This is a genomic window from Pseudomonas nabeulensis (assembly GCF_004682045.1).
GTDB lineage: Bacteria > Pseudomonadota > Gammaproteobacteria > Pseudomonadales > Pseudomonadaceae > Aquipseudomonas > Aquipseudomonas nabeulensis.
The window spans coordinates 63,178-77,068 of the sequence record NZ_QUZT01000029.1 but is presented as its reverse complement, the minus strand read 5'-3'; the positions used below and the strand labels follow the sequence as shown (position 1 = coordinate 77,068).

Genomic DNA, 13,891 nt, shown 5'->3' with positions numbered 1-13,891 from the left:
GGGGGGATTTGAACCCGCGTCCATTCCGCGTACTGCGGGGCTTTCAGCCTTCAAGCTGCCATTTTGCTGTCATTTGCCGGGGCATGGAAATGCGTCCGTAAAGGCTAGAATGGCTAGAACTGGCTCAGGACTTTTGAGCTGTTTAGGATGGCTCTCCAGATATCTAACAAGGGCGTCTACCATCTCCGCTCTAGAAAGCTTAGATGGCAGGCAGACGCGGGCAAGGGGGTCGACATGACCGCCCACAATGTTGAGAGTTTGTGCAGACCCTTCCGCATATCCGATGCAGCGACCAGCTGGCAGCATCCCACCATGATCCTGGCCGGTCTTGATGTACTGCTGCGCAATTCGGCAATGCTCCAGAAGCTCTTTGCCATCAGCAATGGCTGAAGGTGCTGCAAAACTTGCCGCTATCGAGACCGCCAAGACGATCACCTTTCTATTTTTCCATGCCACCCGAACTTTTCTCCTGTGCGTTATTCGGTGCCTTCCCATTGAGCCACATTGTCTCTGCTTTCCCGCCGGCATCCAAGTCGGCTGAAGGCATCCACCTTCCGTACACGCGGCCAATCATTAGCCAGTCTGTATGCCCCATCTGCTTGGCCACCCACATTGGATGTTCGCCGGCTGACAACATCATCGACGCATAGGTGTGCCGCGTCTGGTAAGGCCGCCGGTACCGAACACCGGCCTTCTTCATCGCCGGTACCCACATCGTTTTCCTGATTGGCCCGTCTCCTGCCCAGCGCTCAAGCGTGCGGGGATTCTGGAAGACTTCGGCGTCCGCCAGGAATGTGTGCGCCTTCTGCGCTTTCAATGCCTCCAGTGCTGGCCTGAGGAGCTTAACGCTTCGGCGCCCAGCGGCAGTTTTCGTCGTTTCCGCCTTTCCCTTGGCGGCCTGGGTCATCGCGCGGCTCACCATGACCTCTTCTCGCAGCCAATCGATATCGCCCCAATCCAGCGCAACGAGCTCACTGGTGCGCAGGCCGGTCCAAAGGGCGAACTGCATCATGTTGCGAGCCTGGCCGCAGAGGGCGCCCAACACCGCCTGCTGCTCTTCGGGGCTGAATGGGTCGACATCATCTTCTTTCGGTGGGGCAGCCTTACGCGAGTAGGTCCACCCGGCCAATGGGTTCAACTCGATCAGCTCCTCCTCGGCGGCGTCGTTCAGCGCGGAGCGCAGGCAGCTCTGGATATTGCTGAGCGTCTTGTTGCTCACTTCCAAGGTGTCGAGCCAGTCGCGTACCGCCTTTCTTTTCAGGTCCACCAGCATCGTGTCGCCCAGGGCCGGAATCAGGCGCAGCGTGACAAGCTTTCGGTAGCCGTCGAAGGTGCTGCTGGCCACGTGCTTTTTCTTTGCTTCGAGCCACCTGGTTAAAAAGCCGTTCATGGTTTCTCGCGATGCTTCGGGCGCGAACTTCGCTGCTCTGGCAGATCCTGGAAAGGTCACCGAGTAGTCGAAGGTGCCGATTGAGATCGCATGTTCGATCGCCGCCTTGTGCTGCTCGGCTTTCTTCAGATTAGTGGAGGTGGGCTTGAGCGTGATCCGCTCGCGGCACCGGACGCCCCGATACATGAACGTGATTTCGATACTCGTATCGGAGACTGCCCGAACTCCCCTCCCGCCTCTACCCATGATTCATATCCCTCTACATCGAGAAGCGTCCGGCCATCCGGCGCCTTTATCCATATCTCACCGAGCCGCCAGATCCCGTCGCGGATCTTTGAGCGGATCGCGTCTTCTGTATAGCCAGACTCGCTGGCAAATTTCCTGACGGTCACATAGCGCATAGCTTCACCGCTCTTCGTGTCGCGACACGTTTTCGTTATCCGTTGGTGGTGTCGCGGCTTTCTTCGTGATCATTGGCGCGTAACCTTTCCCGGAGGCAGCGCCGGCTTCGACTCAATGAAACTGCTTGCGCTGTTCTCTCCGCCTATGTGGCGGAAGTAGTCGATCTCAACCTTGGCGCTTTCGATCAATACGCGGCTGATGTCGGACACCGACTGGGCGCGCGATACTTCTTTGGCCAAGTCTTCGTCCGTGGCTTCGCGTACTGCTTCAAGCTGTGCAAACAGGTGGTCACGCAGATCACTCAATTTGTTTTTCATGACGCTCTCCTCTTGATCTCTTTTTTGATTTCGTTCTGCAGGTGCAGGATGTCGATGAGTTCTTCCGGCAAATCCTTGTGTTTTGCGTGGCGACGGACCTGGTTCTCTGAAAGTGTGCGCAAGCAGAGATTGTCCAACTCAATGTTCTGGACGTTTCCGTCTTTGGCTGCCACGATCATTCCTTCTGGAACAGGGCCGTTCGCTTGCTCCCATGCATGCGTATGCAGCGGTTTCCAAACATCTGGCTGTGCAACTTTCACCAAGATGTATCGCCCCTTCCTATGTGTCGCGCCGATTGGCCTTGGTGCTTGGCCAGGGGGCTTCCCGCGCTTTCCCCAAGCATCGAAGAAAGCTTTCCTGGAAGACTCGGCGCGGTGAGCTGCGCTCTTCCTGATACCCATCCCTTTGGCTCTCTGGCATATCGCGGTAAGGGTGCGACCAGGCAGCTGGCTCAACATGAAGTCGTTGCCACCGGTTTCGTAAAAACACCTGATAATGGCGTCCTCAGCCTCGCTCCAGCGTTTGGTTTGGCGTCCGCCGAGATTCTTACGCACTGCAGCGGCCCCGCTGAAAGTGATCAGCCAGCACCCGGCGCGCGTCGATCCCGCACGAAGCCGACATTGCGTAGATCTGGCCGAAGGTGGTTTCTCTGCGCTGCAGGGCGCTGAACAGCTCTATCAGGCGCTGGCCCTTGGTACCGTTGCGGCGGCTCATAGCTGGAATCTCTCGTCATCCCTGCGGGCGACGGGGGCGCTCGCAGGGGTCGGCTCGTCAGCGGGGCTGTTTGAAACCGAAGATGGCTGGCGCAGCTGGTTGTCCGGCAAGCAACTGATCCCGGTGTTGTTCAAAATCCAGCAAGTGACTCCGCGCACGCTGTCGTGCTGCACGTCGATGATCTGCTCGCCGGCGGTGGCCTGGCCGACGATCAGCAGCAAGGCTATGGTGATCAGTCGGCGCATGGGGGCGACTCCTCCAGGCGGGCCAGGCGCAGAGCGTTATCAATCTCCCGATCAAGCTCATCGCCGTCGAAATACTGGTCTCCACGCACCACCATGATGTCGTTGTCGGCATCCTCAATGCAGGTGCGATCGCGCAGCCATTCATAGCGCCCGGCATTAGCCGCCATCCGCACGCGGTCGTCGATGTGCATCGAGTCGGTAACTGCTGGATTTTCCGTAATTAAGCTCGGCGACCCGAAGACCTCGGCAGACTTCACTTTGTCGAGCAGATCCCAGATGTCTTCCATCGCTTCGCGCGACTCGGTCCACATCTGATCGCTCGGCTCGATGCCGTGACCCAGCGCAGCATCCAGACCGCCGCACTTGGTGTTGATGCGCAGCAGCAGGTCGAACATCTCCTGAGCGTGCGCAGCAAGGTGAGCGGGCGCGCCGATCGCTTCCTGCTGCAACTGGGCTTGCATCTGGCGCTCGTCACGCTCTTGGCCCAGCACCATCTGCAGATCTTCGTCGCTGGCGCCGGAGATCACCGCCATGCCGCGACCGATGGCGACTGGCATACCCAGGCTTACGAACTGACAGATGTGTTCGAGCGTCGAGCCTTCCTGCGCCTTCAGCACGATGGTGATGCGCTCAGGCACAATTAGGGTCGGTGCTTGTGTGGTGTTGTCGCTCATGCGGATACTCCCGGCTCATCCTTGCTTGCTTTGATGGCAGCGATCACCATGAAGAACGACACCAGGAAGCACGATGCTGCGAGAGCTGGGTGCCCGCTTGCGATCAGCGCATACACCTGCAGCCCCGTGGATAGCACGCTAATCCAGGCGTGGTTGAGTAGCTTTTTGGCGACTTCACCCTTGATCAGGCCGGAGAGAACGCCGATCCAGGCAAGCACGGTCATCACCGTCAGCACGTAAAACGCGAAGTCCTGCGCCGGGGCGGGGCCCAGAAGAAGGCACAGGCTAAACACAAGGCTGATCCAAGCCGATATCAATTTCTGTTTCATTGCGGTCTCCCGGCTGATGGCGCAGATCTGCGCCGTCAGCCGCTTGTGGTCGGTTACTTACCGATGCCGATGAATGGGGTGGCCGTTCCGCTGGTCATGTAAACCGGCAGCTTCCCGTCCCACTTCTCGATAGCGTTGAGCTCAACCACGCCCGGGTTCTTGCGCAGCGCCTCACCACGGATGTTCAGTGACTCAGCTTCGCCCTGTGCCTTGAGGATGGCGGCGTCTTTGTCGCCCTGGGCGGCGGCGCGCACCTTGGCGGCTTCGGCTTCGGTCTGGCGCAACTCGTTCTCGCGCTGCTGGGCCTTCTGTGTGGCGGTGATGCTGTTGTTCAGGGCCTCAACCACCTGCGGTGGCAGCACGATCTCGCCGTTGAGGTAGAGCGACTCGACCACGATCCCCTTGCCGTCAAAGTGCTGCTGGACTTGGGCTTCGATTGCCTTCAAAAACGCCTCTTTGCCTGGGCCGTAAACCTCGGACGCCTTGACCTTCGAGCCGGCATTGTTGAAGGCGTTGCGCACCACCTGTGGCACGTTCACCTGGATGATCTCGTCCATCGACTTGCGATAGGTTTGGAACAGCAGCGGCGCAGCACCCTGCTTGGCGCGCAGCGTGATGCCAATCGGCGCGCTGATCGTCATGCCGTCGCGGTCTTGGAACTTGACCTGCTGCAGGTTGAAGTTCTGGGCGAACGTCGGGAAAAGGAACAACTCCTCATTGGGGGTCAGCCACTTGTAGCCGACCGTGGCCTCGGTGGGCGCCACGCCCTTGTCGCTACCCATCAGATTGACAATCACGCCCGTGTAGCCGGCGGGCACCTTCGAACAGCCCGCCGTGATGGCGAGCAGGCACAGCATTGCAATGGCGGCAATCCGCTTCATTGGTCTTTCTCCGTGGTTTTGGCCGATTGGCCAGGTTTGGGTGTGGTGATATGCAGATACAGGCAGGCGCTGGCGATCAGCCAAATGGCGGTGCCGAAGAAGCCACCGACGACATCGAGGTCGGAGCTGCTGCTGATCAGGTCGCGGGCAGCGAATAGCAGCCAGCCGGCGGAGGCGCTGATATAGATCAGGAACGAAATCAGCACCTTGAACAACTGGAACGGGGTGATCGGTTTACGAGACATTCACTTTCTCCAGGCCGAACGAATCCCGGCCGCGTTGTTGGCTTTCGCAAAAATCAGGTTTGGTTAAACGGCTTGAGCGGCCTCGATGCGGCGGACGGCCACGCGGGTTTCAACTCGGCGCTCGCCTGGGCGGCGTATGCGATTGGATGAGTTGTCGTTGGTAGCCGACTGGCTCACTAGAATCGCGCACAAGGTGATGATCATCGGACTGATCAAGCCACGGCGGAACGCTTCGGCTACGAGCGCTGGACGCTTGTATACGCCGAGTTTGTGCATGCAGGATTCGATACGGCCCTTGATCGAGCGAGGAGAGAGACCGTCATGCTTGGCGATCTCCTTGTCGGTCTGGCCAGCAGCAACGGCCAGCAGGCAAGACAGTTCGCGCTCTGCGAGGCCGAGCCCAAGGTTGCCTTTCCAAGTACCGTTGCTGATGAATTGCATGAGGGGCCACCCGTGACCAAAGTTGGTTTCTGGTGGCTATAGTGCTGGCGGGATTTATCTGTGTCAATCCTTGCGGGATTATTTTTTACAGTCCTGGGATTTTTGCATCTACAACGCGCCCAATTATTTCCCAGTCGCCATCAATTTCAACCGGCTTGTACGCGGGGTTGAGCGGGATCAGATATCCCGTGCCTGCGTCGTAGAGGTACTGTTTGAATGTTTTCTCCCCGTCTCTGTGCCGGGCGATATAGAACTTTCCACTGACCAGATCAAAGCCTTCAGGCTTGACCAGTATTTTCGTTCCTTCGGGGAAGCTAGGGTTCGTCTGAGAAGTCATCGACGGGCCTCTCACGTCGAGCCAATAACCGCTATCGCCAGCATTTTCAGTTGAATCCAGATACTCGTCCGCGTGACCTGCTCGGTAGCTATCTGGCGATTCCGCTCGATCGCCTGCTGCAATCCAACTGATCAATGGGTAGCTCCTTGCTGGCTTCCATGGCTGCTGAGTAGGCATGACATTGGAAAGGCCGTCTGCGTCAGATGAATAGATTCTGCGAATCTTTTCGGCCACTTCGCGTATCTCCCCACTGGAGATTGTCATGTCATCGATAGCTTTAGCCAGGCGCGGGCTAAAGCTCGATACAGGGACACCTAAAAGCCTGGCCGCCTTTGCGGCGAACTCGACATTCAGAGCATTTCTACCGTTCAGGTAGTGGCTGAATGACCCTTGGTTCATGCCAAGCGCCTCCGCAGCCTTCTCCTGAGTCAGACCAAGGTCTTTTCGCTTTTCCCAGAAAATTGATTTGAGTGTTGCGCACTCTTCAAGTCGCTCTGGTGACAGGGTTTTCTTTTTCATGGGGAGAACCTTATGGCTAGCGGTATTGAAATTCAAATGCCGCAAGCATTGACTTTAAAAAATCCCGCCAGCACTATTTAAAAAGAACCGAAATAGTGGAGTCACTCCGGTGCATCGAATCCCTCTTGCTGAATATGCAGCAAAGCGACATGCCAAGACAGCCGAGAAGCTTGGGATGAGTCAAGGCTCACTGAGCAAGGCTATCCGTGAAGGGCGATCCATATTTGTGATCGTCTCCAGCGACGGCGCTCTGTCCGCCCTCGAAGAAAAGCCATTCCCTGGTCAGCGTCGACAGGGCTTGCCCAACCAACACGCAAATAATAATCCCGCAGGGTCTTATTCGTCAGGTCTTGAAGTACCTGTGAGTCCATCCAGTACCCAGCAGGACGCGCCATGAATCCCCGCCAAACCTCCCAGTTTTTGCTGTCTGGCTGACTTTCTTCCAGGCAACAAAAAGCCCGCTTCGCAGGCGGGCCTCTTAAACCACTCGTTCGCAGCGAGTGATTCGGTACTTCTTCGTTCTGGAGAACGATATGTCACACCCAAAAAATACCACTGGTTCACCTGTAGCGCAAGACACCCTCACAACTGAGGTTGATTTCTGCAATACACCGATCAGCAACACAGGCGTCCAAATGCTTCAAGTCGTTGCCGGTCTTGAATCCCGAGATGCGATCCAAAAGGCGCGCACCCTCGCTTCGGGTCTCGGTCAGATCTGCCGGCATATGCATGACGGCTTGAACTACGGCGAGATGGTTTATTGCGACGGGATGGAAACCTTGGAGTTTGTCGCCGACAGCATCAGCGCTCTCCTCTGGTCGGTTCAGAAAGGCCTCCCCTCGGAAATTGCAGAGAGGGAGCAAGCATGAAAACCGACCTCCTTACCCTTGAAAGCCCGTTCTACGTGCACGGCATTTCGGATGTGTTAAGTGCGGCCGGCGGAGTTCCTATCCATGACTCTCTCGATGCGGCTACCAGCCTTCTCGAATCAGTTGTTGCTGGTCTGCGCGACCTGATGACGGAGCAGGCCGCGTCTCATCAAGCGACCTTGGTGTGGTTCGCTGCTGAAAGCGCGCTTGCTCTGGTGTATGCCGCCCATGCTTCCGTCGATCCAGAAACCGGGGGTGACGTATGACTTTGCCTGTCACCAAACTCAATGATGTCGCTGCTCAGGTCGCCGATGAGGCAATTGATCAGTTAGACGCAGCTGTTCAAACGATCATCCAGCTCGAAGCTCTTTTTCGGGCGTGTCGCAAGGAGTTGGGGGTGCACTCCGATGCGGCTCGAATGGTAGCGCTTGGCGAGTACGCGGCCATGGATCAGGGGAATGGTTATGACTGCTCTCGCGAGATGCTGAGGGAGCGCCTCAACAATTGCGCGCCACAATTCCAGCAACCCGAAAACGTGGCGCGGGAAAGCGAGGGGCGCCCATGAATAAGCTCCCTGCCGTACTGGAAATCCATGGCGAGCTGCTGGATGACGCCGTTATCACCGCCGAGCAAATGGCCCGCATGAACGAGGCCCGGGAAACATTTAACGAGTTGCGATCCATTTTGCTAGGGCACGTCGTGCCATCGCTTGCGGGCGGCTGGAGCAATCCACTTGCTACGCAACTCGAGTGCCGCCTCGAAGCCGTCACGTTCGCCACTGGCAATTTTCTTTGGAAAAAACGCCATGTTGGCGCAGCGCATGACGCCGTCCATGTACGAGGTGCCCGATGAACCTGATCCCTTTCATCTTCAACGGCGCCGACGTGCGCGTGATCACTGATACCCAGGGTGAACCCTGGTTTGTGGCGATGGATGTTGCCTCGACACTTGGCTACGCGAATACATCAGACGCGGTAGCCCGTCACTGTAAGGCTGTCCAGATCCTAAAGTCGCAGGACGCGACTTTTGAAATCCCCAATCGCGGCCTGCAGATCATCCCGGAACGCGACCTTTACCGTCTCATTATGAGCTCTCAGCTTGAGTCAGCGCAGGAATTCGAAGAGTGGGTAGTGGGCGATGTGCTGCCCACAATCCGCAAGACCGGCAGCTACCAGCGACCAATGACGCCTGGTGAGCAACTGTTGGCCCAGGCTCAAGCGGTGATCAACGTCGAGCGTCAACAGGCCGAGCAGCAGGTGGCGCTGGAGCGGATCGAGCGCCGCGTCGAGGACTTGAGCCAAACGACCGTGTGGGATCACTGCCCGCAGAACTGCCAGTCGCTGACCCGTATCAAGGAAACGATGCTGGGGCGCCACGGCCTGTCCGGTGCCGTCGTCGATTACGTGCTGAAGGTCTGGCCAAACCAGCCCAATCCCGCCGGTATGGTCCGCAACGGCCATGAGGAAGCGTTGGGCTCCCAGTACCTGGTCTGGTCCAAGAGCCACGTCACGGCCGCATTCCACCGGTTTGTCTCCGAATCCACGATGGTCACCGCAACCCAGGCGACTCACCCATATTTTGAGGGCCGGTTCCGCCTGGTCCAGAAGGTGCCTCAATGAACAACGTGCTCAACTTCCCACGGCCTCAAGCGACCGTGCACATCAACGATGAAACCATGAGCCTTCTCACGAACGAACAACTCGCCTATCGCATTTGGGAGCTGCTCGACAGCGCGGTCGAGATGATCGGTTGCCCGGACGATCAAGAGTCTCGCGACAACTGGCACTTCAATCAGCAGGAAGCGTTCGGGAGCGCGCTTGAGGCGCAGATATGCGCTCGGGTATTGGCTCGCCGAATCATCGGTGTAGAGCCGCGTGAAATCCAGACTGAGCAAACCCGCCGCTTGCGCGAGAAATACGGCATTCCGAACGATGGGGGTGAAGCATGAAATCTCAACTTAAAGCCGAGCGTCAAGCTCACCACGATCAGGCTTACTTCGAGCAGTTCGACAACTTCACGCTGGTCGCGATGGGCTTCAACCTTACAGATGACGCATACGATGAGTTGTCTCACACGCAGGATCTGCGCCTTGACGCGGAGACTGCCTGGAATCTGTCTGCGTCCATCGCCAACGCGAATATGGCTCTTCGTGTTCTGGTATTGAGGCTGGGCAGCGGCCCTGAGGAAGCGGCGCGCGCTGGCGTGCGTCCGGCAGGGGAGACTCTGCAATGACCATCCTCAACCCTCATGCCCCCCCCCAGGACGCCCCCACAGCGCCGGTAATCGTCGGGCCCTGGCCGAGCTATGCCGCGTTCGCCGATCTGCCGGAACAAAAGCGCTGGCTCATGTACTCGGGTGCGAAGGCTCACCGAGAAATGCTGGAGCAGGCGGGCTTCGTCATGAGTGAGGCCTATGACGACTTCGTGCGCCGTGTGACGCGGGAGCTCAACGTATGAGCGACTGGGGATTCGTCTACATCCTTGGCAATCAAGCCATGCCCGGCATCTACAAGGTCGGCACTACCAAATTTTCACCACATCGTCGGGCCGAAGGGCTTTCTCGCGGTACCGGGGTTCCTCACGAGTACGAGGTTTTCTACTACGCCGAACTAGCCAATGCTGCCGCATGGGAAAAAGCGGTTCACCTACAGCTTGCCGATCGTCGCGTCTCTGAGCAGCGCGAGTTTTTCAAGGGTCCGCTCATCGACATCATCAAGGCTGTTGAGGGTGACGGTGAGCATTGCTCCGACTGGGATTCGGACGAGGCAAAAGAGGCGCGCTGGCCTGGGCGAATGTCTCAGCGCAACCCTTTATGGTTCGAGGGTCACCTGCATTCACCTGGCTACCTCGAACGCCTGCGGAGGGATCGCCCATGAGTATCCAGTCTATGGTTTGGGCCCTTGAGCAGCAGGAAATCAAAGATTCCACTTGCCGCCATGTGTTGCTGTGCTTGGCCAACTACGCAGGTAGCGACGGGCGCGGCGCTTTCCCTTCGGCGCTGACCCTTGCTACCGACACCGGCCTATCTGAGCGCACCGTGCGCTACAAGCTGGACGCCCTTGAGGCTGTCGGCCTGATCAAGCGCGGTAATCAGTCGATCGCGGCCGCTTACATCGACCGTCACGACCGCCGCCCAGTGGTGTATGACCTCATCGAAAAACGGGGTGCACCAGATGCACCCCGCTCCGAACGGGGTGCAGATGAAGACGCAACGGGGTGCAGCTCAGAACAGATCGGGGTGCAAATGAAGACAGAACGGGGTGCAGCAGCTGCACCCAATACGTCATCTATCCGTCATCTATCCGTTAATAAACCAATAGGCGATAAATCGCCTGACCACAAAGGTCGCAAGTCGAAGTTCGATCCGCTGACCGCCAAGCCTGCCAACGCATCAGATCAAGCCTGGGCTGACTTCTGCGAAATGCGAAAGGCCAAGCGTGCGCCACTGACCCTGCGTGCCTGCGAACTGATCGCCAAGAAGCTGGCCAACCATCCAGAACCCGATGCGGTGTTGAATAAGTCCACCACCAGCAGCTGGTCGGACATCTACCCAGAATCGGTGCTGCCTGGTGCTGGCGCGAAGACCGGTAAACCGTCTGCGTTCAACAACCTGCCCAACCACACCCCGGATATGTACCAAGGAGGCGAAGATGGCCCAGCGTTCTAATTTCCGCCGCCAGCCTGAGCAGCGCACCTTCGCCGGCGAGTGCCCGGTCCACGGCGTTGTGGATCGCTCCGAGGTTGAGCAGTTCGACGGGTCGATGCTGACCCGCCCATGCAAGCAATGCCAGTTCCACGGCCTGCGCGTATCGCCACAGGGCAGCGAAGAGCATTCGCAGGCGCTGGCCAACCTGCAAGCCGAAAGCGTCAACAGCGCGCTCATAGGCTCCGGCATCACACCTCGGTTTGCGGGGAGCACCTTTGCGACCTACCGAGCCACCACGCCGTCTATGACGCTGGCGCTGGAAACTTGCCAGGGCTATGCCGACAACTTCGGCGAGCATTTCCAGGCCGGCCGCAACCTGCTGCTGTGCGGCAACGTTGGGAACGGTAAGACGCACCTGGCAAGCAGCATCGTTCAGCACGTCATTCGCCAGCACCGGGCCGTGGCAGTGATCACGACCGCCGCCGAGATCATCCGCGTGTTCAAGCGCTCGATGGATCGCAACGCCGGGTATACCGAGGGCGACGTGATCAACGAGCTGGCGAGTTTCGACCTTCTGGTGATCGATGAGGTTGGCGCCCAGGCGGGCACCCACTACGAGCTGTCGGTCCTGCATGAGGTGCTGGATCGCCGTTACAACCTGATCCGCCCCACGGTGGTGGTCTCCAACATGAACGCGAAGGGCCTGGGCCAGTACATCGGCGAACGTGCCCTGGACCGTTTGCGCGAGAACAAAGCGCTGCTGGTCGGTTTCACATGGGAATCGGAACGGGGGCGCGCATGAACGACTATCGCGAGCTTTACAGCGATGAGGCGGAACACGCTTTGCTCGGCGCGTTGATGCTGGATGGTGAGTTGTTCGACTCGATCACGTCCAGCGTGACCACCGCCGACTTCCACGATCCGGAAAACGCCGCACTGTTCCAGGTGATGCTGGATCTGCACGCAACTGGCGCGCCGGTTGATCCAGTCACGCTTCACGATTTCAAACCGTACTTGCCCAGTGGAGGATCAACCATTGCCTACGCCGGCGAATTGGCGAGGAACACGCCGAGCACTGCGAACTGGAAGGCTTACGCCAGAACGGTGACTGAGCGGGCCGTACTCCGCCGGCTGGTGGACGCCGCCGACGCCGTGCGCGACTCCGCCAACGAGAACCGGCCGGTTGCCGAGATCATTGCCAGCGCTCAACAGGCCATGGCTGACCTGCGCGACTTGGACACCGGTGAACCCGATTACAAGCGCATGGACGAAGTGGTGACTCGGAACATCGACATCATCGACGCCAAGTTCAACGGCGCCGTTCAGTCCGGGCTCTCTACCGGCCTGGCAGACCTGGACAAGCTGATCCGTGGGCTGCGCAAAAAGACGGTAACCATCGTCGCCGGCCTGCCAGGTAGCGGCAAGACCACGCTGGGCCTGCAGATCGCCCAGCACATTGCGTGTACCGGTCTCGGCGTAGGCATGGTGTTTTCCCTGGAGATGCCCGAGGAGGAACTGGGCAACCGTGCGCTGGCGTCTCTCGGGAGCGTCGATCTGCAGGTGCTGGATAACGGCCAGTTGCTTGATGAGGACTGGCCGCGCCTAACCTCGGCGGTCAGCAAGATCATGGACAAGCCGCTGTACGTCAGCGACAAGTCGGGCCTGACCGTGCCGCGCATCCGCAGTATCTGCCGCCAGGTCAAACGCAAGCACGGCCTCGACGTGGTGGTGATCGATTACATCGGCCTGATCGGCTCCGACGGCAAAGCGTTCAACCGCACCGCTGAGCTGGGCAAGATATCGACCGGAATCGTCAACATCGCCAAGGAGCTTGAGGTCCCGGTGATCCTGCTGGCCCAGCTAAACCGCGACTCGACGAAGCGGCCAGGCAAGAAGCCAATCGCCTCTGACCTGCGCGACTCCGGCCAGATTGAGGCCGACGCCCACTGCATCATCCTGGTCCATCGCGACATGGACAGCGAGGAGGGGCAGAACGGGGCGACTGAGCTGATCATGCCCAAGTGCAGGCACGCACCTGTGGGCTCATGCGTTGTGCAGCAGCAGGGCAAGTTTGCCCGATTCGTCAATTTTGCAGGCCGCGAGCCCACCCAGGAAGAGGTGGAGATCAACCGCCCCTTCGCCGATCAGTACAAGGGGAGGAAGAACCATGGGTAACGTCACGGCGGCATTGCCGCGCAAAAGCATGAGCGACCTAGAGCGGCGCTTTCTGAAGATCGCCGGTGAGGAGTTGGCCAAGGTCAAAGTCGGCGGGCCGAGTGCGCTGGCTTACCTGCTGGATATGGTCGCCAGTTGGCACGGCAGTCGGGCTCAGATCGGCTTCCACGATTTTGGTCAGCGCTGGCTGATCGAGGGCAATGCAAAGAACAAACCTGCTGACCGGTTGCTGCGTGACCTGTTTGGCCTGAGTGATCCAGATCCGAGGAAAGCCGCATGAATACTAGAAAACCCGCACGCCTGCCGCTGGGCGATACCGAGTACATGCTTGAGCAGTGGGGCTTCTGGCGCATGGATGGCATGGGCGTCCCGAGCTATGTCTCCCCATCCTGGGCGATCATGAGGGATATGATCCCATCGACAAGTAAGTCCTACGTCATCACGGATGAACTGGCCAGCGCCGTTGATGGCGCGGTCGCCAGGCTTTGCAAGCGAGCGCCTGAGATGGGTGATTTCGTTTGGCTGTACTACGCAGCCAAGTGGCCCGCCAAGCGGATCGGTAACAAGTACGACATGAGCGAAGCCAAGGCCAGGGAAATCATCAAGACTGGCGTCGGATGGATAGACTGCTCACTGGAGAAATTTATCGAAGCTGCGTAAAAACTTGCACACGCGGAATAGCCCTGTTTTCATGGCAACGTGTTCAGC

27 protein-coding genes are annotated in these 13,891 nt (G+C 58.6%); 15 read left to right on the top strand and 12 right to left on the bottom strand.

Translation table 11 applies throughout. The annotated features are described in order from the left end of the window. Window positions 1-69: 69 nt before the first annotated feature. The 12 genes from DYL61_RS16565 to DYL61_RS16510 form a co-directional block, all read right to left on the bottom strand. Window positions 70-456 (bottom strand): Rap1a/Tai family immunity protein, encoded by a 387-nt coding sequence (locus tag DYL61_RS16565; RefSeq protein WP_135309211.1) that lies wholly within the window; start codon window positions 454-456, stop codon window positions 70-72. After that, window positions 440-1,636, bottom strand: coding sequence for an Arm DNA-binding domain-containing protein (locus DYL61_RS16560; protein ID WP_135309210.1), 1,197 nt, complete (start codon window positions 1,634-1,636; stop codon window positions 440-442). Before DYL61_RS16560 ends, DYL61_RS16565 begins: the two co-directional genes overlap by 17 nt. Before the next feature lie 224 nt (window positions 1,637-1,860). Beyond that, complete coding sequence (locus DYL61_RS16550; protein WP_135309208.1) at window positions 1,861-2,109, bottom strand: hypothetical protein; 249 nt, start codon at window positions 2,107-2,109, stop codon at window positions 1,861-1,863. After that, entirely contained in the window at window positions 2,106-2,663 is a 558-nt protein-coding gene (locus tag DYL61_RS16545; RefSeq protein WP_238704573.1) for an HNH endonuclease signature motif containing protein, read from the bottom strand. The genes DYL61_RS16550 and DYL61_RS16545 overlap by 4 nt, the downstream gene beginning before the upstream one ends. Continuing rightward, window positions 2,656-2,823 (bottom strand): hypothetical protein, encoded by a 168-nt coding sequence (locus tag DYL61_RS31300; protein ID WP_167497975.1) that lies wholly within the window; start codon window positions 2,821-2,823, stop codon window positions 2,656-2,658. The genes DYL61_RS16545 and DYL61_RS31300 overlap by 8 nt, the downstream gene beginning before the upstream one ends. Further along, a complete protein-coding gene (locus tag DYL61_RS16540; RefSeq protein ID WP_135309207.1) occupies window positions 2,820-3,068 on the bottom strand; it encodes a hypothetical protein in 249 nt (82 codons plus the stop codon). The genes DYL61_RS31300 and DYL61_RS16540 overlap by 4 nt, the downstream gene beginning before the upstream one ends. Continuing rightward, complete coding sequence (locus DYL61_RS16535) at window positions 3,056-3,742, bottom strand: hypothetical protein (RefSeq protein WP_135309206.1); 687 nt, start codon at window positions 3,740-3,742, stop codon at window positions 3,056-3,058. Before DYL61_RS16535 ends, DYL61_RS16540 begins: the two co-directional genes overlap by 13 nt. Continuing rightward, window positions 3,739-4,071: a hypothetical protein gene (locus DYL61_RS16530; RefSeq protein ID WP_135309205.1), complete on the bottom strand. Its 333-nt coding sequence runs from the start codon at window positions 4,069-4,071 to the stop codon at window positions 3,739-3,741. Before DYL61_RS16530 ends, DYL61_RS16535 begins: the two co-directional genes overlap by 4 nt. A gap of 53 nt (window positions 4,072-4,124) precedes the next feature. Further along, window positions 4,125-4,952: an SPFH domain-containing protein gene (locus DYL61_RS16525; protein WP_135309204.1), complete on the bottom strand. Its 828-nt coding sequence runs from the start codon at window positions 4,950-4,952 to the stop codon at window positions 4,125-4,127. After that, window positions 4,949-5,197 (bottom strand): hypothetical protein, encoded by a 249-nt coding sequence (locus DYL61_RS16520; protein WP_135309203.1) that lies wholly within the window; start codon window positions 5,195-5,197, stop codon window positions 4,949-4,951. Before DYL61_RS16520 ends, DYL61_RS16525 begins: the two co-directional genes overlap by 4 nt. Before the next feature lie 63 nt (window positions 5,198-5,260). Beyond that, window positions 5,261-5,638 (bottom strand): LuxR C-terminal-related transcriptional regulator, encoded by a 378-nt coding sequence (locus DYL61_RS16515; RefSeq protein ID WP_135309202.1) that lies wholly within the window; start codon window positions 5,636-5,638, stop codon window positions 5,261-5,263. An 85-nt stretch (window positions 5,639-5,723) separates the two neighbouring features. After that, complete coding sequence (locus DYL61_RS16510; RefSeq protein ID WP_135309201.1) at window positions 5,724-6,494, bottom strand: LexA family protein; 771 nt, start codon at window positions 6,492-6,494, stop codon at window positions 5,724-5,726. Between the two features lie 109 nt (window positions 6,495-6,603). Between DYL61_RS16510 and DYL61_RS16505 the strand changes: the two genes are divergently transcribed. From DYL61_RS16505 to DYL61_RS16435, 15 genes are all read left to right on the top strand, one after another. Beyond that, entirely contained in the window at window positions 6,604-6,891 is a 288-nt protein-coding gene (locus tag DYL61_RS16505; RefSeq protein ID WP_135309200.1) for a Cro/CI family transcriptional regulator, read from the top strand. A 136-nt stretch (window positions 6,892-7,027) separates the two neighbouring features. Further along, a complete protein-coding gene (locus DYL61_RS16500) occupies window positions 7,028-7,363 on the top strand; it encodes a hypothetical protein (protein WP_135309199.1) in 336 nt (111 codons plus the stop codon). Next, window positions 7,360-7,629: a hypothetical protein gene (locus DYL61_RS16495; RefSeq protein ID WP_135309198.1), complete on the top strand. Its 270-nt coding sequence runs from the start codon at window positions 7,360-7,362 to the stop codon at window positions 7,627-7,629. Before DYL61_RS16500 ends, DYL61_RS16495 begins: the two co-directional genes overlap by 4 nt. Continuing rightward, window positions 7,626-7,928, top strand: coding sequence for a Rossmann-fold NAD(P)-binding domain-containing protein (locus DYL61_RS16490; RefSeq protein ID WP_135309197.1), 303 nt, complete (start codon window positions 7,626-7,628; stop codon window positions 7,926-7,928). Before DYL61_RS16495 ends, DYL61_RS16490 begins: the two co-directional genes overlap by 4 nt. Continuing rightward, entirely contained in the window at window positions 7,925-8,215 is a 291-nt protein-coding gene (locus tag DYL61_RS16485) for a hypothetical protein (protein ID WP_135309196.1), read from the top strand. Before DYL61_RS16490 ends, DYL61_RS16485 begins: the two co-directional genes overlap by 4 nt. Continuing rightward, window positions 8,212-8,982 carry a BRO-N domain-containing protein gene (locus tag DYL61_RS16480; protein ID WP_135309195.1) on the top strand — a complete coding sequence of 257 codons (771 nt, stop codon included), beginning with the start codon at window positions 8,212-8,214 and terminating at the stop codon, window positions 8,980-8,982. Before DYL61_RS16485 ends, DYL61_RS16480 begins: the two co-directional genes overlap by 4 nt. Next, complete coding sequence (locus tag DYL61_RS16475; protein ID WP_135309194.1) at window positions 8,979-9,311, top strand: hypothetical protein; 333 nt, start codon at window positions 8,979-8,981, stop codon at window positions 9,309-9,311. The genes DYL61_RS16480 and DYL61_RS16475 overlap by 4 nt, the downstream gene beginning before the upstream one ends. Then, window positions 9,308-9,595 carry a hypothetical protein gene (locus tag DYL61_RS16470; protein WP_135309193.1) on the top strand — a complete coding sequence of 96 codons (288 nt, stop codon included), beginning with the start codon at window positions 9,308-9,310 and terminating at the stop codon, window positions 9,593-9,595. Before DYL61_RS16475 ends, DYL61_RS16470 begins: the two co-directional genes overlap by 4 nt. Beyond that, on the top strand, window positions 9,592-9,819 hold the full coding sequence (locus tag DYL61_RS16465; protein WP_135309192.1) for a hypothetical protein: 228 nt from the start codon (window positions 9,592-9,594) through the stop codon (window positions 9,817-9,819). The genes DYL61_RS16470 and DYL61_RS16465 overlap by 4 nt, the downstream gene beginning before the upstream one ends. Further along, the gene (locus DYL61_RS16460) at window positions 9,816-10,238 is read left to right on the top strand and encodes a GIY-YIG nuclease family protein (RefSeq protein WP_135309191.1); all 423 of its coding nucleotides are present in this window, start codon (window positions 9,816-9,818) and stop codon (window positions 10,236-10,238) included. The genes DYL61_RS16465 and DYL61_RS16460 overlap by 4 nt, the downstream gene beginning before the upstream one ends. Beyond that, window positions 10,235-11,029 carry a helix-turn-helix domain-containing protein gene (locus DYL61_RS16455; protein WP_135309190.1) on the top strand — a complete coding sequence of 265 codons (795 nt, stop codon included), beginning with the start codon at window positions 10,235-10,237 and terminating at the stop codon, window positions 11,027-11,029. The genes DYL61_RS16460 and DYL61_RS16455 overlap by 4 nt, the downstream gene beginning before the upstream one ends. Next, entirely contained in the window at window positions 11,013-11,810 is a 798-nt protein-coding gene (locus tag DYL61_RS16450) for an ATP-binding protein (protein WP_135309189.1), read from the top strand. The genes DYL61_RS16455 and DYL61_RS16450 overlap by 17 nt, the downstream gene beginning before the upstream one ends. Further along, on the top strand, window positions 11,807-13,183 hold the full coding sequence (locus tag DYL61_RS16445) for a replicative DNA helicase (RefSeq protein ID WP_135309214.1): 1,377 nt from the start codon (window positions 11,807-11,809) through the stop codon (window positions 13,181-13,183). Before DYL61_RS16450 ends, DYL61_RS16445 begins: the two co-directional genes overlap by 4 nt. Beyond that, complete coding sequence (locus DYL61_RS16440) at window positions 13,176-13,463, top strand: hypothetical protein (RefSeq protein ID WP_135309188.1); 288 nt, start codon at window positions 13,176-13,178, stop codon at window positions 13,461-13,463. The genes DYL61_RS16445 and DYL61_RS16440 overlap by 8 nt, the downstream gene beginning before the upstream one ends. Continuing rightward, on the top strand, window positions 13,460-13,843 hold the full coding sequence (locus tag DYL61_RS16435; RefSeq protein ID WP_135309187.1) for an antiterminator Q family protein: 384 nt from the start codon (window positions 13,460-13,462) through the stop codon (window positions 13,841-13,843). The genes DYL61_RS16440 and DYL61_RS16435 overlap by 4 nt, the downstream gene beginning before the upstream one ends. Window positions 13,844-13,891 lie beyond the last annotated feature (48 nt).

What these genes read in the sequence shown, in the direction of transcription:
- DYL61_RS16560 (WP_135309210.1), bottom strand. Translation starts at nt 1,636, where the DNA reads ATGGGTAGAGGCGGGAGGGGAGTTCGGGCAGTCTCCGATACGAGTATC.
- DYL61_RS16550 (WP_135309208.1), bottom strand. Translation starts at nt 2,109, where the DNA reads ATGAAAAACAAATTGAGTGATCTGCGTGACCACCTGTTTGCACAGCTT.
- DYL61_RS31300 (WP_167497975.1), bottom strand. Translation starts at nt 2,823, where the DNA reads ATGAGCCGCCGCAACGGTACCAAGGGCCAGCGCCTGATAGAGCTGTTC.
- DYL61_RS16540 (WP_135309207.1), bottom strand. Translation starts at nt 3,068, where the DNA reads ATGCGCCGACTGATCACCATAGCCTTGCTGCTGATCGTCGGCCAGGCC.
- DYL61_RS16535 (WP_135309206.1), bottom strand. Translation starts at nt 3,742, where the DNA reads ATGAGCGACAACACCACACAAGCACCGACCCTAATTGTGCCTGAGCGC.
- DYL61_RS16530 (WP_135309205.1), bottom strand. Translation starts at nt 4,071, where the DNA reads ATGAAACAGAAATTGATATCGGCTTGGATCAGCCTTGTGTTTAGCCTG.
- DYL61_RS16525 (WP_135309204.1), bottom strand. Translation starts at nt 4,952, where the DNA reads ATGAAGCGGATTGCCGCCATTGCAATGCTGTGCCTGCTCGCCATCACG.
- DYL61_RS16520 (WP_135309203.1), bottom strand. Translation starts at nt 5,197, where the DNA reads ATGTCTCGTAAACCGATCACCCCGTTCCAGTTGTTCAAGGTGCTGATT.
- DYL61_RS16515 (WP_135309202.1), bottom strand. Translation starts at nt 5,638, where the DNA reads ATGCAATTCATCAGCAACGGTACTTGGAAAGGCAACCTTGGGCTCGGC.
- DYL61_RS16510 (WP_135309201.1), bottom strand. Translation starts at nt 6,494, where the DNA reads ATGAAAAAGAAAACCCTGTCACCAGAGCGACTTGAAGAGTGCGCAACA.
- DYL61_RS16500 (WP_135309199.1), top strand. Translation starts at nt 7,028, where the DNA reads ATGTCACACCCAAAAAATACCACTGGTTCACCTGTAGCGCAAGACACC.
- DYL61_RS16495 (WP_135309198.1), top strand. Translation starts at nt 7,360, where the DNA reads ATGAAAACCGACCTCCTTACCCTTGAAAGCCCGTTCTACGTGCACGGC.
- DYL61_RS16490 (WP_135309197.1), top strand. Translation starts at nt 7,626, where the DNA reads ATGACTTTGCCTGTCACCAAACTCAATGATGTCGCTGCTCAGGTCGCC.
- DYL61_RS16485 (WP_135309196.1), top strand. Translation starts at nt 7,925, where the DNA reads ATGAATAAGCTCCCTGCCGTACTGGAAATCCATGGCGAGCTGCTGGAT.
- DYL61_RS16480 (WP_135309195.1), top strand. Translation starts at nt 8,212, where the DNA reads ATGAACCTGATCCCTTTCATCTTCAACGGCGCCGACGTGCGCGTGATC.
- DYL61_RS16475 (WP_135309194.1), top strand. Translation starts at nt 8,979, where the DNA reads ATGAACAACGTGCTCAACTTCCCACGGCCTCAAGCGACCGTGCACATC.
- DYL61_RS16470 (WP_135309193.1), top strand. Translation starts at nt 9,308, where the DNA reads ATGAAATCTCAACTTAAAGCCGAGCGTCAAGCTCACCACGATCAGGCT.
- DYL61_RS16465 (WP_135309192.1), top strand. Translation starts at nt 9,592, where the DNA reads ATGACCATCCTCAACCCTCATGCCCCCCCCCAGGACGCCCCCACAGCG.
- DYL61_RS16460 (WP_135309191.1), top strand. Translation starts at nt 9,816, where the DNA reads ATGAGCGACTGGGGATTCGTCTACATCCTTGGCAATCAAGCCATGCCC.
- DYL61_RS16455 (WP_135309190.1), top strand. Translation starts at nt 10,235, where the DNA reads ATGAGTATCCAGTCTATGGTTTGGGCCCTTGAGCAGCAGGAAATCAAA.
- DYL61_RS16450 (WP_135309189.1), top strand. Translation starts at nt 11,013, where the DNA reads ATGGCCCAGCGTTCTAATTTCCGCCGCCAGCCTGAGCAGCGCACCTTC.
- DYL61_RS16445 (WP_135309214.1), top strand. Translation starts at nt 11,807, where the DNA reads ATGAACGACTATCGCGAGCTTTACAGCGATGAGGCGGAACACGCTTTG.
- DYL61_RS16440 (WP_135309188.1), top strand. Translation starts at nt 13,176, where the DNA reads ATGGGTAACGTCACGGCGGCATTGCCGCGCAAAAGCATGAGCGACCTA.
- DYL61_RS16435 (WP_135309187.1), top strand. Translation starts at nt 13,460, where the DNA reads ATGAATACTAGAAAACCCGCACGCCTGCCGCTGGGCGATACCGAGTAC.